We start from the raw sequence: 13,980 nt of genomic DNA, 5'->3' as shown, positions 1-13,980 counted from the left end.
GCCGGCTTGCTGCCGCAGCGCCTGGGCAAGGAAGGGGGGTGGAAACGCATGCTTTCTCCTTGGATGCAGCGAATCCAAGGCAAGCCATGGACAGGGGCGGGCAGGCGATGCACGTCCCGCCGAGGCGGATGCTTGGTGGAAACTGCGGTGGCAGGTCATGACCGGCGCGGGGCTTTCCGCGCTGCCGGTCAATTGCCGATTTCTACCGAGTGCCGCTTGCTTCCACCATCAGAACTATCTGGTTTTGGTAGGAATCTGGCGCACCGTCCCCTTGCCACCACAAAGAGGGGCGCGCGCGGGCGTGTCCTACCTGCCGAATTCGGCGGCCAGCTCCTTGGCCCGTGTTTCCGCTGCCCGCATGGCGGCCACGAAATGCTCGGGCACCTGTTGCGCCTGCATGTGGGTGATGGCGGCGTGGGTGGTGCCGCCCTTGCTGGTCACGCGCTGGCGCAGCACGTCGGCGCTTTCAGTGGAGCGGGCGGCCAGTTCCGATGCGCCCTGGAAGGTGGCCACGCCCAGGCGGTAGGACTGCTCGGCCGTGAGGCCCATGTCCACGCCGGCCTGTGTCATGGCTTCGAGGAACAGGAAGACATAGGCCGGGCCCGAGCCCGACAGTGCGGTCACGGCGTCCAGGTGCGCTTCCTGGTCGACCCAGACGAACTGGCCCGTGGTGGCAACGACCTGCTCGATAGCGCTCTTGCCTGCGGCATCGACCTCGGCGCGGGCGAACAGGCCCGTCATGCCCTTGCCCACCAGGGCGGGCGTGTTGGGCATGGCGCGCACGATGCGGCCCGTGCCCAGCCACTGGGCGATGGAGTCCGTGGGAATGCCGGCGGCCACGCTCAGGTGCAGGGCCTGGGCGGTGTGCGGCGCCACGGCCTGGGCGGCTTCCTTGAAGGTCTGGGGCTTGACGGCCCAGACCACGATGCTGGCACCGTCCAGCGCGCTGGCGGCGGCCGCGGCATCGGCATGCGCCGTGATGCCGAAGTTCGTGCGCAGCGCGTCGCGCGCAGCCTCGAAGGGTTCGACGACAACGATGCGGTCTGCGGATTGGCCCTGGCCGATCAGTCCGCCGATGATGGCGCTGGCCATGTTGCCGCCACCGATGAAGGCGATGACAGGGGAGGCTGTGGAAACGGTGTTCATGCTGGTGGCGGTGGAGAAGGAAAACGAAGAGTTTAGAGCGTGTTCCCACCGTGCCAGCGCATGTCCACGCCATGGCTGGCGGCCAGGTCCAGGGGCTGTGCCGGGGCGCCGGGCCGCTGGCGCAGGGTGAGCGCGCAAGGGCCCTCTCCGCGCGTGGCAAGGCGTTGGCGCAGTGCGTCGGAGGCCGCCAGTGCCTGTGCGCCTTGCAGCAGCAGGTCGAACCCCGGCAATGCCAGCCGCGCGCCCTGGTCGTCCAGCCTCTCCAACGGCAGGCCCGGGCCCAGCAGCGCCCGGTAGCGGTCCAGGCTGGCGTCCAGATCGTGCACGGCGACGGTCAGCGAGGCCACGCCCAGCGCGCCGTTGGGATGCTCGCGCACGCTGCCTTCGGGCACGCGCAGCGCGCGCGGCGTGACGTCGCCGCACAGGAAGGGCAAGTCGGGCGTGGCGTGGCGCGCCGTCTGCCACAGCAGTTGCGCGCCATCGGGGCGCACGCGGCCTCCGTCCACGGGGCCGACCAGGGTATCCAGCCCCCGCCCGCGCGCCTCGGCCAGGGCCTGGGCGGTGCTTTGGGGCAGCAGGGCGAAGTCCACCAGCCCTTCGCCATGGTCGCGCAGCGTGCGGTACCAGCGCTCTTCGGGCGCCGGGGCGGTCCAGGCAATGATCTCCAGGTAGGCGCCGTCGGCAAACACGACCAGTGCGTTGTGCGAGGTGCGGCCCGGATGGCGGCCGCCGATGGCGACCTGGAAGCCCAGCGCGCGGTAGTCCGCCACGGCGGCCTCGAGGTCCTGCACGGCGATGACGATGTGGTCCAGCGGAAGTGCCATGAATGCTCCTGTGTGGTGTAAGGGGGTGCCGTCCGGATTCTCAGTCTTCGAGCTGGACCTTGTTGTCGCGCACGAAGCGGCCCCAGCGCTCATATTCCTGGCGCACCCAGCGGTCGAGGGCGGGTCCGTCCGTGGCCATGACTTCAAAGCCCGACTGCATGAGCTTGCTGCGGATGTCGGGCGTGTTCAGCGTGGCCTGGAAGTCTTCGGTGAGCTTGTGCACCGTGGCTGCCGGCGTGGCGGAAGGTGCGAAAACGCCGATCCACGAATAGGCCTCGAAGCCCGGGAAGCCGGACTCGGCCACGGTGGGCACGTCGGGCAGCTCGGGCAGGCGCTTGAGGCCGGTCACCGCCAGCGGCTTGATCTTGCCCGCCGAAATCTGGCCGCGCAGCGCCGCATAGCTGAGCAGGGTGAGGTCGGACACATTGCCGAGCACGGCCTGCACGGCCGGGCCGCCGCCGCCGTAGGGCACGTGCAGCACGTAGGTGCCCGAGCGGCGCTTGATGTCCTCCATCACCAGGTGGTTCATGGACCCCAGGCCGGTCGATGCGTAGCTGTATTTGCCCGGGTTGCGCCGCGCCAGCTCCAGGAAGCCGGCCAGGTCCCTGGCGGGCACCGAGGCCGAGGCGCCGATCACCAGCGGAAAGCGCAGCGCCAGCGACACGCCCGTGAAGTCCTTGAAGGTGTCGTAGGGCAGCCGGGACTTGGCGATGGGATTGATGGCATGGGTGTCGAAGCTGAACAGCAGGGTGTTGCCGTCCGGGGCGGACTTGGCCACGTACTGGGTGGCGATCTGGCTGGCCGCGCCGGGGCGGTTCTCCACGATCACCGGGCGCCCGGCCACCTCGCCCAGGCGCGGCTGCAGTATGCGGGCGGCGATGTCGGTGCTGCCCCCCGGCGGGAAGGTGATGACCAGCTTGAGCGGGGCGGCGCCCTGCGCGGATGCCGTGCCGGACGGCCCCAGCAGGCATGCGGCGGCCGAGGCCAGCAGCAGCTGGCGGCGTGAGGGTGGATGGGGCATGGGAAGGCTCCTTTTCAAGCGCATTGGCGGGCAGGAAATCGGGAATCTGTGCGTGGGGCCTGGAGTCAACCCATCCACTGGCTCACCGGCACGGCCGTGTCCTGGAGCTCTTGCGAGATCACATCCACCAGCGCCGGGCCGTCGTGCATCAGCGCGGCCTTGAGCGCGGCTTCGAGATCTGCCGGGTCATGCACCTGCCAGGCCTTGACGCCGAAGGCCTCGGCCACGCGGGCATGGTGGGTGCGGTTGAAGTCGACTGAAAAGTAGCGTTCATCGTAGCCGGACTTCTGGCTGGCCTTGATCCAGCCGAACACGCTGTTGGAGAACACGATCATCTTCAGCGGCACGTTGCGGCGCACGATGGTTTCCAGCTCGCCGCAGGTGAAGCCGAAGCTGCCGTCGCCCATGACCGCGACCACCACGGAATCGGGCTGGCCGATGGCGGCGCCAAAGCCGGCGGACATGGCAAAGCCCAGCGCCCCGTGCGCGCGGTTGGTGATGAAGTGCCGGCCGGCCTGGGGCGCGTCGAAATAGGCCGTGAAATAGGGGCAGGGCGTGCCGGGGTCGGCCACCACGATGGCGCGCGCGGGCAGCAGGCGGTTGAGCGTGTCCACCACGCGCTCGGGCTTGATGGGGCGCTCCAGCGAGGCGGCCAGCGGCGCGAAGAAGGCCTGCTTGGCGGCGCGCGCGGTGGCCGCCAGCGCGGCACCGTCCGAGGCATCAGCGGGGCGGCGGGCGATGCGCTGCTGCACGGCCGCGTGCAGCGCCTGCAGGCCCAGCAGGGCGTCGCCCACCAGGGCCACGTCGGTGCGGTAGTTGGTGCCTATGGTCATGGCGTCCACGTCCAGATGGACGATGGTGACCTTGCGCGAGGGCATCTGCCAGTGCTCGGTGGTAGTGGAGCCGGCACGGGCGCCGATGAACATCACCAGGTCCGCCTGCGCCACCACGGCGCGCGTGGCCTCCACGCCGCCATTGGTGCCCACCACGCCGGCATTAAGCGGATGGCTGCCCGCCAGGCTGCCCTGGCCGCTGACGCTGGAGCACACGGGCGCGTTGAGCAGGGTGGCCAGCGCATCCAGTGCGGCGCTGGCGCCCGCGATCAGCACGCCGCCGCCGCAGATCAGTACGGGGCAGCGGGCCGCCACCAGACGGTCGGCAGCCTCGGCCACGGCCGCCGGATCGGGCGCGGACCGGTAGGCCGGATAGTGGTCATGCCCTGGCTGGGCCCAGACATCGGCCGGATCCAGCGTGTGCTTTTGCACGTCATAGGGCAGGCAGATATGGGTGGCGCCGGGCCGGCCCGTGGTCATGGCGCGAAAGGCGCTGCGCACGGCGTGCGGAATCTGGTCCACGCGGTCGATGGTGGTATTCCACTTGGTCAGGGGCCTGTACAGCGCCTGCTGGTCCAGTTCGGTCAGCGGGAACTTGCCGCGTGCGCCCACGGAAACGTCCGAGGTGATGCCCAGCACGGGCACCGAGGACTCATTGGCCTCGGCCAGGCCGGGCAGCAGGTAGGTGGCGCCGCCTCCGCTGGGGCCTTCGCACACGCCCACCTTGCCGGTGACGCGCGCATAGGCGTCGGCCATGTAGCCGGCGCTGCGCTCATCCCGCGTGAGGATGTGGTCCATGCCGTGGTCCAGCCGCGCCATGGCGTCGTAGAAGGGCAGGCTGGTGTCGCCGCACAGGCCGAAGATGTGCTTGACGCCATTGAGCTGCAGCATGCGGACCATGGCGTCGGCGCCATTGAAAGCGGTGGTCATGTCGGGGGTCTCCAGGCAGGTTGGGTGACGGGATTTTTAAGAATCCATTTCAGTATACTTAAAAGAATGCGCAGCGCCAAAGGGCACAATGGCGCCATGAAAATCTCCAACATCCGCCATGAACGGGGCTCCAGCGTCTACAGCACGCTGCGTGACATGGCCATCTCCTACGAATTCAAGCCAGGCGAGCGCCTGAGCGAGAGCGAACTGGCCCTGCGCCTGGGCGTGAGCCGCACGCCCGTGCGCGAGGCACTGACGCGGCTGGTGGCCGATGGCTTTTTGCTGCCGGCCAGCCGCGGCTACATGCGGCGCGAGCTGGACGTGAAGGAGTCGCTGGACCTGTACGAGGCCCGCGTGGCCGTGGAGCGCGAATGCGTGCGGCTGGCCGTGGAGCGCGCCACCGATGCCCAGCTCGACGAGGCCCTGGCCTACCTGGAGCAGAGCCAGCGCGTGGCCTCCGACACGCCGATCCGGCAGCTGGTGGACCTGGACGAGGGATTCCACCTGCGCATTGCCGACATGGCCGGCAACGCCGAGCTGCGGCGCATGCTGGCGAGCCTGAACGAGCGCATCCGCTTCATCCGGTGGATCGACATGGAGAACGTGGGGCGCGCCTCCACCCAGCACGAGCACCTGGAAATCCTGCAGGCCCTGCGCGCGCGCGACGCCCAGGCCAGCGAGCGCCTGATGGCCGAGCACATCGGCCTGCGGCGCGAGCAGATCGTGGAGGCCATTGCGCGCGGGCTGACGCGCATCTACCTGCCGCAGGAGCAGGTGCAGGCCACGCCCTGAAGCGCCTTCAGGGTGCGCAGGGCGGCGAGGGCCGGTAGGCGGTGATCAGGATCTGGTTGGCCTGCGCCGGGTTGAAGTTGTCGTCGCTGGCGAACACCAGCACGCGGGTGCCGTCGGGCAGCGGCGGGCCCCAGGACATGGCTTCCATGTTGTCCAGCCGGCCGGGCTGCACGGTGGACAGATCGGCCACCAATTGCTTGACCGCCACCTGTGGCGGCGTTTGCGCGAAGCTGGCCAGGGCCAGCGTGTCAGGTGCCTCCAGGCCGATGCGGTACAGCCGCGCGCCAAAGCCGTGGCCCGGGCTGTAGGAGCGCTCCAGTACCAGCAGGTGGCCGGGGTCGTCCAGCAGGATCTCGCTGATGCCGTTGACCTCGCGCTGGGGCAGGGCCCAGCTGGCGGCCGGCACGGCATCGGGCTGGTAGGCGATCTGGCGCAGCAGCCGGCCATCGTCCAGGCTGACGAGGCTGATGCGCACGGGCGCGCCTGCCGTGGCGGCGCTGGCGCGCGGACCGTCCTGGCGCAGTGGCGCTTCCAGGGCCAGCCAGGCCTGTTGGCCGTCCGGCGTGACGGCCAGCCCCTCGAAGCCGAAGTTCGAGCGCAGGCCCGGCCTGCCGTCCTCGTCCTTGAATGCGTAGAACCACCGCGCAATCTGGCGGCCCGTGGCGTCGGTCCTCACCAGCGAGGTGCCAAAGCCCCGGCCCGGGTCGCCTTCATCGGTCCACAGCAGGCCGCCGTCCGGCAGCAGGCGGATGGCTTCGGGGTCGGGCACGGGCTGGGTGGCGGGCGCGGCATGGCGCGGGCGAAGCCAGCGGCCCTCGGCATCCAGCAGCGGGTGCACTTCGGTGACCTGCGCCTGCCAGGGGTTGGGGCCGGCCCGCTGGCCCGCGTCCAGCGGCTCTATGCGCAGGCGCATCCAGCGCGCGGGGCCGCGCGCCGAGCGGTCATCGCTGATGGCCACGTAGTCGCCGCGCCGCGCGTCGTAGTCCAGGCCCGAGATGCCGCCGGTGGTGGCGCCATGGATGGGCTCATCGCGCGCAATCGTGGTGCTGCCCAGCCATTGCAGGCGCGCGCATGCCGTGGACTGCGGGGCCGGCAGGGCCTGGGGCGGCGCGGCGCAGCCGGCCAGCAGCAGGCCGGAAAGCACCAGGCTGGCCGCCTTGAGCAAGGCCGTGAGCCCGTTGTCAGGCCGCCAGCGCGGTCTGGGCCACCGCATGCTCCCAGCGCGCCATCAGCTCGTCGGCGCGGTGCTTGTCCAGCGTGGGCACGAAGCGGCGCTCGGCCTTCCACAGCGCCGACAGTTCCTCGGTGCTCTGGTACACGCCCGAGGACAGGCCTGCCAGGTAGGCAGCGCCCAGGGCCGTGGTCTCCACGCAGGCCGGGCGCACGACGGGAATGCCCAGCAGGTCGGCCTGGAACTGCATGAGCAGGTTGTTGACGCAGGCGCCGCCGTCCACGCGCAGTTCGCTGACCGGCGCGCCGCCGCTGGCCACCGCGTCGCGGCTCATGGCCAGCAGCAGGGCGGCGCTCTGGAAGGCAATGGATTCAAGCGCGGCCCGCGCGATGTGGGCGATGGTGGTGCCGCGCGTCAGGCCCGTGATGGTGCCGCGCGCATCGGGCTTCCAGTACGGTGCGCCCAGTCCGGTGAAGGCCGGCACCATCATCACGCCGCCCGAGTCGGGCACGCTCTCGGCCAGTTGCTGCACCTGGCCGCTGTGCTCGATGGCGCGCAGCCCGTCGCGCAGCCACTGGACCACGGCGCCGCCCACGAAGACGCTGCCTTCCAGCGCATAGGCCGGCGCAGCGGTGGGCTGTGCCGCAGCGGTGGTCAGCAGGCCGTTGGCGGAGGTCTGGAACACGCCGCCCGTGTGCATGAGCATGAAGCAGCCCGTGCCATAGGTGTTCTTGGCCATGCCGGCCGAAAAGCAGGCCTGGCCGAAGAGGGCGCTTTGCTGGTCGCCGGCCACACCGCCGATGGCGATCTCGCCGCCCAGCACCTCGGCTGCCGTGCGGCCGAAATCGGCGGCGGAAGGCAGCACCTCGGGCATCAGCGCGCGCGGAATCTCCAGCAGCGCCAGCAGATCGTCGTCCCACTGGTTGGTGTGGACGTTGAACAGCATGGTGCGGCTGGCGTTGGAGACATCGGTCACATGGCGGCGTCCGCCCGTGAGCTGCCAGATCAGCCAGCTGTCCACGGTGCCGAAGGCCAGTTCGCCGCGCTCGGCGGCGGCGCGCGCGCCGTTGACGTTGTCCAGGATCCAGCGCAGCTTGGTGCCCGAGAAATAGGCGTCGATCAGCAGGCCGGTCTTGCGCTGGATGGTGTCGGCATGGCCGGCCTCGCGCAGCTGGGCGCACAGCGGCTCGGCGCGGCGGTCCTGCCAGACGATGGCGTGGTGTATGGGCTGGCCCGTGGCGCGGTTCCAGACCACGGTGGTCTCGCGCTGGTTGGTGATGCCCAGGGCGCGGATGTCGGCCGCCGCCAGCCCGGCCTTGGCCAGGGCCTCGCGCGCCGTGGCCAGCTGGGTGCGCCAGATCTCGCGCGGATCGTGTTCGACCCAGCCGGGGCGGGGATAGATCTGCGGCAGCTCCAGCTGGGCCGAGGCCACGATGCGGCCCTGGGTGTCGAAGACGATGCTGCGCGAGCTGGAGGTGCCCTGGTCCAGGGCAAGCAGATAGGTCATGGTGCGGTATCCAGGAAAAGCAGGGCCGGTGCGCGTGTCCTGTGCGGGCGGTGGCGCAGCGGCTGCGGAAAACTTATTGCGCCACCACGCATTGCACTTCTGCTTCGCGCAGAAGGGCATCGAACGGGGCGGGGGGCGCGGTATCGGTGAACAGGCGGTCGATCTGGTCCAGGCGTGCCAGCTCCACCATGGCCTGGCGGTGGAACTTGCTGTGGTCTGCGGCCAGCCAGACCTCGCGCGACTGGGCAATGATGGTCTGGGCCACCTTGACTTCGCGCATGTCGAAGTCGCGCAGGCTGCCATCGGGCTCGATGGCCGAGATGCCGATCAGGGCGATGTCCACCTTGAACTGGCGGATGAAGTCCACGGCCGCCTCGCCCACGATGCCCCGGTCGCGCGTGCGCACCACGCCGCCGGCCACGATGACTTCGCAGTCGGCGTTGGAGCTGAGGATGGCCGCCACGTTGAGGTTGTTGGTGATCACGCGCAGGCCCCGGTGCTTGAGCAGGGCCTGGGCCACGGCCTCGGTGGTGGTACCGATGTTCAGGATCAGCGAGCAGCCGTTGGGAATGGCCTCGGCCACGGCGCGCGCAATGCGCGACTTGCCTTCGGCATGCAGCACCTGGCGCTGGGTGTGGCCCAGGTTCTCCACCGTGGCGCTGGGCACGCGCACGCCGCCGTGAAAGCGCACCATCAGGCCCGCATCGGCCAGCTTCTGTATGTCGCGGCGCACGGTCTGCAGGGTCACGCCCAGGATCTCGGCCAGCTGCTCCACCGAAGTGGACTGGCGGCTGCGCACTTCGTCGAGCAGCTGTAGTTGTCGGGGATTGGTGTTCACGGCGGCGATTCCAGATCTGGTGCGTTCTCAGGCAAACAAGGCGGGGCGACCGGTTTATAGCGCATTTGCCCCTGGCCGGCCGTGGGTTGGGGAACTTTAAAACGAAGAAAAAAGAACAGCACCTAGGGTATGTGTTGATGGGCTGCGATCTGGAAAGAACAAAAATGATCACGTTCTTGCTTTCGGATGGCGCGCAATCGCCGCCTTGAGCGAGATGTTTCTCCTTGTTCAATCGCTGCCCCCGAGGCGGCCTCGTCAGTGAGGGCGGTCGTGGAACTGGTGTTGGAGAGAATCAGCAAACGCGTGGGCGGCCAGACCTGGCTGCACCCCATGCACCTTGAACTGGAAAGCGGCGCGGTGACCGTGCTGCTGGGTGCCACGCAGGCCGGCAAGACCAGCCTGATGCGCATCATGGCCGGCCTGGACGTGCCCACCGAAGGCCGTGTGCGCGCCGATGGCGTCGATGTGACCGGCATGCCCGTGCGCGAGCGCAACGTGGCCATGGTCTACCAGCAATTCATCAACTATCCCTCGCTCACGGTGGCGGACAACATCGCCTCGCCGCTCAAGCTGCGCGGCGACCGCGACGTGGCGCAGCGCGTGCGCGCCCTGGCCGAGCGGCTGCACATCGAGATGTTCCTGGACCGCTACCCGGCCGAGCTGTCGGGCGGCCAGCAGCAGCGCGTGGCGCTGGCGCGCGCCCTGGCCAAGGGCGCTCCGCTGATGCTGCTGGACGAGCCCCTGGTCAACCTCGACTACAAGCTGCGCGAGGAACTGCGCGAGGAACTGACCCAGCTGTTCGCCACGGGCGACTCCACCGTGGTCTATGCCACCACCGAGCCCGGCGAGGCCCTGCTGCTGGGTGGCTACACGGCTGTGCTGCATGAGGGCGAACTGCTGCAGTACGGCCCCACGGCCGAGGTCTTCCATCAGCCGAATTCGCTGCGCGTGGCGCGCGCCTTCAGCGATCCGCCCATGAACCTGATCGTGGCCAGTGCCGTGGAGGGCGGGCTGCAACTGCCGGGCGGCGCGCGGCTGCCCGTTGCGCTGCCTGCGGATCTGGCCGTGTCCGGCCCACTGACCCTGGGCCTGCGCGCCAGCGCCCTGCGCCTGCAGTCCCGGCCCGGCGATCTGGCACTGCAGGGCGTGGTGGAGCTGGCCGAGATTTCGGGCTCCGACACCTTCGTGCATGCCACCACGCCCTGGGGCGAGCTGGTGGCCCAGGTCACGGGCGTGCACCACCTGGACCTGGGCAGCGCGGTCACGCTGCACCTGGACCCGGCCCATGCCTACGTGTTCGGCACGGACGGCGCGCTGCTGCTGGCGCCGGCGCGGCCCGGAGGACGATGAGATGGCCCGCATAGAACTCGATCTGGCCCACTCCTACAAGCCGAACCCGCAGCAGGACAGCGACTATGCGCTGCTGCCGCTGAGCATGGTCTTCGAGGACGGCGGCGCCTATGCGCTGCTCGGCCCCTCGGGCTGCGGCAAGACCACCATGCTCAACATCATGTCGGGCCTGCTGGTGCCCTCGCAGGGCAAGGTGCTGTTCGACGGCCGCGACATGACGCGCGCCACGCCCCAGGAACGCAACATCGCCCAGGTGTTCCAGTTCCCGGTGATCTACGACACCATGACCGTGGCCGAGAACCTGGCCTTTCCGCTGAAGAACCGCCGCATGCCCGAGGAGCGCATCCGCGCGCGGGTCGGCCAGATCGCCGAGATGCTGGAGATGAGCGGCCAGCTCGACCAGCGCGCGGCCGGCCTGTCGGCCGATGCCAAGCAGAAGATCTCGCTGGGCCGGGGCCTGGTGCGGCCCGATGTTTCGGCCGTGCTGTTCGACGAGCCGCTCACGGTGATCGACCCCCAGCTCAAGTGGCAGCTGCGCCGCAAGCTCAAGCAGATCCACCATGAGCTGCGGCTCACGCTGATCTATGTGACGCACGACCAGGTGGAGGCCCTGACCTTTGCCGAGCACGTTGTGGTCATGACGCGCGGGCGCGCCGTGCAGGTGGGCACGCCCGCCCAGCTTTTCGAGCGGCCCAGCCACGCCTTTGTCGGCCACTTCATCGGCTCGCCGGGCATGAACTTCGTGCCGCTGCAGCAGGACGGCGGCCGGCTGCTGGCCGAGGGCCAGTACCTGTCCCTGCCCGCCGCACTGGCCAGCGTGGCGCCCGGCCTGCCCCTGAGCCTGGGCATACGCCCCGAGTACCTGGCGCTGGCCTCGGCCGACGCGCCCGGCGCCGTGGCCTGTTCGGTGGAGCGCGTGCAGGACGTGGGCACGCACCAGTTGCTGGTGGCGCGCCTGGGCGAGCAGCTGCTCAAGCTGCGCTGCGGTGCCGACGCCTTCCTGCCCGCCGTGGGTGAAACGGTATGGGTACAGCTGCAGGGCCCCCACACCTGCTACTACGTCAACGAGGAGCTGCAGGCATGAGCCAGACCGTCAAGCCCGTCAACCAGAAGGCCTGGCTGCTGATCCTGCCGGTCATCATCTGCGTGGCCTTCTCGGCCATCATCCCGCTGATGACGGTGGTGAACTACTCGGTGCAGGACATCATCAGTCCCGACCGGCGCGTGTTCGTGGGCACGGAATGGTTTGCCCAGGTCATGCGCGACGAGGAACTGCACTCGGCCCTGCTGCGCCAGATCGGCTTTTCGCTGGCCGTGCTGCTGGTGGAGATCCCGCTGGGCATCGCGCTGGCCCTGTCCATGCCGGCCCAGGGCTGGAAGGCCTCGGCCGTGCTGGTCGTGGTCTCGCTGTCGCTGCTGATTCCGTGGAACGTGGTCGGCACCATCTGGCAGATCTACGGCCGCGCCGACATCGGCCTGCTGGGCGCGGCGCTCAACGCGCTGGGCGTGGACTACAACTACACGGGCAATGCCACCCATGCCTGGCTCACCGTGCTGGTCATGGATGTCTGGCACTGGACGCCGCTGGTGGCCCTGCTGTGCTACGCGGGCCTGCGCTCCATTCCCGACGCCTACTACCAGGCTGCGCGCATCGACGGCGCCAGCAAGTTCGCGGTGTTCCGCTACATCCAGCTGCCCAAGATGCGCGGCGTGCTGATGATTGCCGTGCTGCTGCGCTTCATGGACAGCTTCATGATCTACACCGAGCCCTTCGTGCTCACGGGCGGAGGCCCTGGCAATGCGACCACCTTCCTGTCGCAGTACCTGACGCAAAAGGCCGTGGGCCAGTTCGACCTGGGGCCGGCGGCTGCCTTCTCGCTGATCTATTTCCTCATCATCCTGCTGCTGTGCTTCATCCTCTACAACTGGATGCAGCGCGTGGGCACGGCAGACAAAGAAGGAGCAAGAGAATGACACCCACGCTCCCTTCGTTCGCTGCCCCCCGAGGGGGCTCGGCCTGCCTTGGGGTGGCCCTGCGGGAGGCCGGACATGACTGAAGACCGCCGTTTCCACAAGCGCACGCTGTTCCTCGTCGCCTACCTGCTGTTCGCCGTGCTGCCCATCTACTGGATGGTCAACATGAGCTTCAAGACCAACGAGGAGATCCTGTCGAGCTTCTCGCTGTGGCCCCAGCATTTCACCTGGGCCAACTACCAAACCATCTTCACCGACGCCTCCTGGTACTCGGGCTACATCAACAGCCTTATCTACGTGGCCATCAACACCGTGATCTCGCTCACGGTGGCCCTGCCCGCGGCCTATGCGTTCTCGCGCTACCAGTTCCTGGGCGACAAGCATGTGTTCTTCTGGCTGCAGACCAACCGCATGACGCCGCCGGCCGTCTTCCTGCTGCCCTTCTTCCAGCTCTACACCACGGTGGGCCTGATGGACACGCACATCGCCGTGGCCCTGGCCCACCTGCTGTTCAACGTGCCGCTGGCCGTCTGGATCCTGGAGGGCTTCATGAGCGGCATCCCGCGCGAGATCGACGAAACGGCCTATATCGACGGCTACTCCTTCCCGCGCTTTTTCCTCACCATCTTCCTGCCGCTGATCAAGGCCGGCGTGGGCGTGGCGGCCTTCTTCTGCTTCATGTTCAGCTGGGTGGAGCTGCTGCTGGCGCGCACGCTGACCAGCGTGAACGCCAAGCCCATCGTGGCGACCATGACGCGCACCGTCTCGGCCTCGGGCATGGACTGGGCGACGCTGGCGGCGGCGGGCGTGCTGACCATCGTGCCGGGCGCCATCGTGATCTGGTTTGTGCGGCATTACATCGCCAAGGGTTTCGCAATGGGGAGAGTTTGAGGCACCCCCTGAGCGGCTTACGCCGCTTCCCCCTCTCTACCCGCTTCCGCGGGGGAGGGGGACGACACCCTCGGGGCGGGGCGGCCCTTCCTCGGTGTCCCTGGGCTGGGCTCTGCCGGTTTCGAGAAGCTGCGGTATTGATGCTGGATTTCTGAAAGGACTCGTCAATGTTTTCCTGGATGGCCTGGACGCTGCCGGTGGCGGTGTTCTTCAGTTGCATCGTGCTGATGCTGGTGGGCATGACGCTGTGGGAGTTGCGCAGCCCGACCGTGATGCGCAAGGGCTGGCTGCCGATGGCGACGACGCGCGGGGACCGGCTGTTCATCGGGCTGCTGCTGGCGGCCTATGTCAATCTGGCCTGGGTGGGCCTGGGCGAGAGGATGGTGCAGTGGTTCTCGCTGGAGGCCGAGCCTTCGGTGTGGATCAGCCTGGTGCTGTCCATGCTCGTTCTGGCCGTGGTCATGCGCAAAGGCTGAAATGAAGCACCCCCTGAGTCGCTGCGCGCCTTCCCCCTCTCTCGCTTCGCGGGAGGGGCACGACAGCCTCGCTGCGGGGCGGCCCTTGCTCGCTGTCCCTCGCTTGGGACATGCCTGCTCTATTCGCAGCGCCATGAATATTTGAAGCTTTTCTCAACAGCCGGGTCCGAAGCTCCCCCGGGGCCCGCTGGTGCATGTGCATGTCGGGGAGACAGCAAGAATCTAGG

13 protein-coding genes are annotated in these 13,980 nt (G+C 68.7%); 6 read left to right on the top strand and 7 right to left on the bottom strand.

Going from position 1 to position 13,980, the window contains the following annotated elements:
* Nucleotides 1-306: 306 nt before the first annotated feature.
* The 4 genes from proC to ACUTR7_RS06645 all read right to left on the bottom strand — a co-directional run bounded on the left by proC (nucleotide 307) and on the right by ACUTR7_RS06645 (nucleotide 4,754).
* Entirely contained in the window at nucleotides 307-1,146 is an 840-nt protein-coding gene (gene proC / locus ACUTR7_RS06660) for a pyrroline-5-carboxylate reductase (RefSeq protein ID WP_445608410.1), read from the bottom strand.
* A gap of 32 nt (nucleotides 1,147-1,178) precedes the next feature.
* Complete coding sequence (locus tag ACUTR7_RS06655) at nucleotides 1,179-1,970, bottom strand: VOC family protein (protein ID WP_445608409.1); 792 nt, start codon at nucleotides 1,968-1,970, stop codon at nucleotides 1,179-1,181.
* 40 nt (nucleotides 1,971-2,010) lie between these two features.
* Nucleotides 2,011-2,991: a tripartite tricarboxylate transporter substrate binding protein gene (locus tag ACUTR7_RS06650; RefSeq protein ID WP_445608408.1), complete on the bottom strand. Its 981-nt coding sequence runs from the start codon at nucleotides 2,989-2,991 to the stop codon at nucleotides 2,011-2,013.
* A gap of 65 nt (nucleotides 2,992-3,056) precedes the next feature.
* A complete protein-coding gene (locus ACUTR7_RS06645; RefSeq protein ID WP_099734825.1) occupies nucleotides 3,057-4,754 on the bottom strand; it encodes a thiamine pyrophosphate-binding protein in 1,698 nt (565 codons plus the stop codon).
* Nucleotides 4,755-4,850: 96 nt separating this feature from the next.
* Between ACUTR7_RS06645 and ACUTR7_RS06640 the strand changes: the two genes are divergently transcribed.
* Complete coding sequence (locus ACUTR7_RS06640) at nucleotides 4,851-5,546, top strand: GntR family transcriptional regulator (protein ID WP_099735218.1); 696 nt, start codon at nucleotides 4,851-4,853, stop codon at nucleotides 5,544-5,546.
* A 7-nt stretch (nucleotides 5,547-5,553) separates the two neighbouring features.
* On the opposite strand, the gene ACUTR7_RS06635 is transcribed toward ACUTR7_RS06640, so the two are convergent.
* The 3 genes from ACUTR7_RS06635 to ACUTR7_RS06625 form a co-directional block, all read right to left on the bottom strand.
* Nucleotides 5,554-6,759 (bottom strand): esterase-like activity of phytase family protein, encoded by a 1,206-nt coding sequence (locus ACUTR7_RS06635; protein ID WP_445608407.1) that lies wholly within the window; start codon nucleotides 6,757-6,759, stop codon nucleotides 5,554-5,556.
* Nucleotides 6,728-8,224 (bottom strand): glycerol kinase GlpK, encoded by a 1,497-nt coding sequence (glpK, locus tag ACUTR7_RS06630; RefSeq protein ID WP_012202955.1) that lies wholly within the window; start codon nucleotides 8,222-8,224, stop codon nucleotides 6,728-6,730. Before glpK ends, ACUTR7_RS06635 begins: the two co-directional genes overlap by 32 nt.
* 73 nt (nucleotides 8,225-8,297) lie before the next feature.
* Entirely contained in the window at nucleotides 8,298-9,062 is a 765-nt protein-coding gene (locus tag ACUTR7_RS06625; RefSeq protein WP_012202956.1) for a DeoR/GlpR family DNA-binding transcription regulator, read from the bottom strand.
* A 270-nt stretch (nucleotides 9,063-9,332) separates the two neighbouring features.
* Here ACUTR7_RS06625 and ACUTR7_RS06620 point away from each other — a divergent pair, with 270 nt between their 5' ends.
* The 5 genes from ACUTR7_RS06620 (at nucleotide 9,333) to ACUTR7_RS06600 (ending at nucleotide 13,753) form a co-directional block, all read left to right on the top strand.
* On the top strand, nucleotides 9,333-10,412 hold the full coding sequence (locus tag ACUTR7_RS06620) for an ABC transporter ATP-binding protein (RefSeq protein WP_269197644.1): 1,080 nt from the start codon (nucleotides 9,333-9,335) through the stop codon (nucleotides 10,410-10,412).
* 1 nt (nucleotide 10,413) lies between these two features.
* Nucleotides 10,414-11,496, top strand: a complete 1,083-nt coding sequence (locus ACUTR7_RS06615; protein WP_445608406.1) for an ABC transporter ATP-binding protein — start codon at nucleotides 10,414-10,416, stop codon at nucleotides 11,494-11,496.
* A complete protein-coding gene (locus ACUTR7_RS06610) occupies nucleotides 11,493-12,386 on the top strand; it encodes a carbohydrate ABC transporter permease (protein WP_012202959.1) in 894 nt (297 codons plus the stop codon). The genes ACUTR7_RS06615 and ACUTR7_RS06610 overlap by 4 nt, the downstream gene beginning before the upstream one ends.
* Nucleotides 12,387-12,461: 75 nt before the next feature.
* Nucleotides 12,462-13,277 carry a carbohydrate ABC transporter permease gene (locus ACUTR7_RS06605; RefSeq protein WP_445608405.1) on the top strand — a complete coding sequence of 272 codons (816 nt, stop codon included), beginning with the start codon at nucleotides 12,462-12,464 and terminating at the stop codon, nucleotides 13,275-13,277.
* Between the two features lie 167 nt (nucleotides 13,278-13,444).
* The gene (locus tag ACUTR7_RS06600) at nucleotides 13,445-13,753 is read left to right on the top strand and encodes a DUF2160 domain-containing protein (protein WP_043820414.1); all 309 of its coding nucleotides are present in this window, start codon (nucleotides 13,445-13,447) and stop codon (nucleotides 13,751-13,753) included.
* Nucleotides 13,754-13,980 lie beyond the last annotated feature (227 nt).

This window comes from Delftia sp. NA_296.1 (assembly GCF_052692095.1).
The sequence above is the reverse complement of the archived record's forward strand: the minus strand, read 5'-3'. Positions and strand labels throughout refer to the sequence as shown.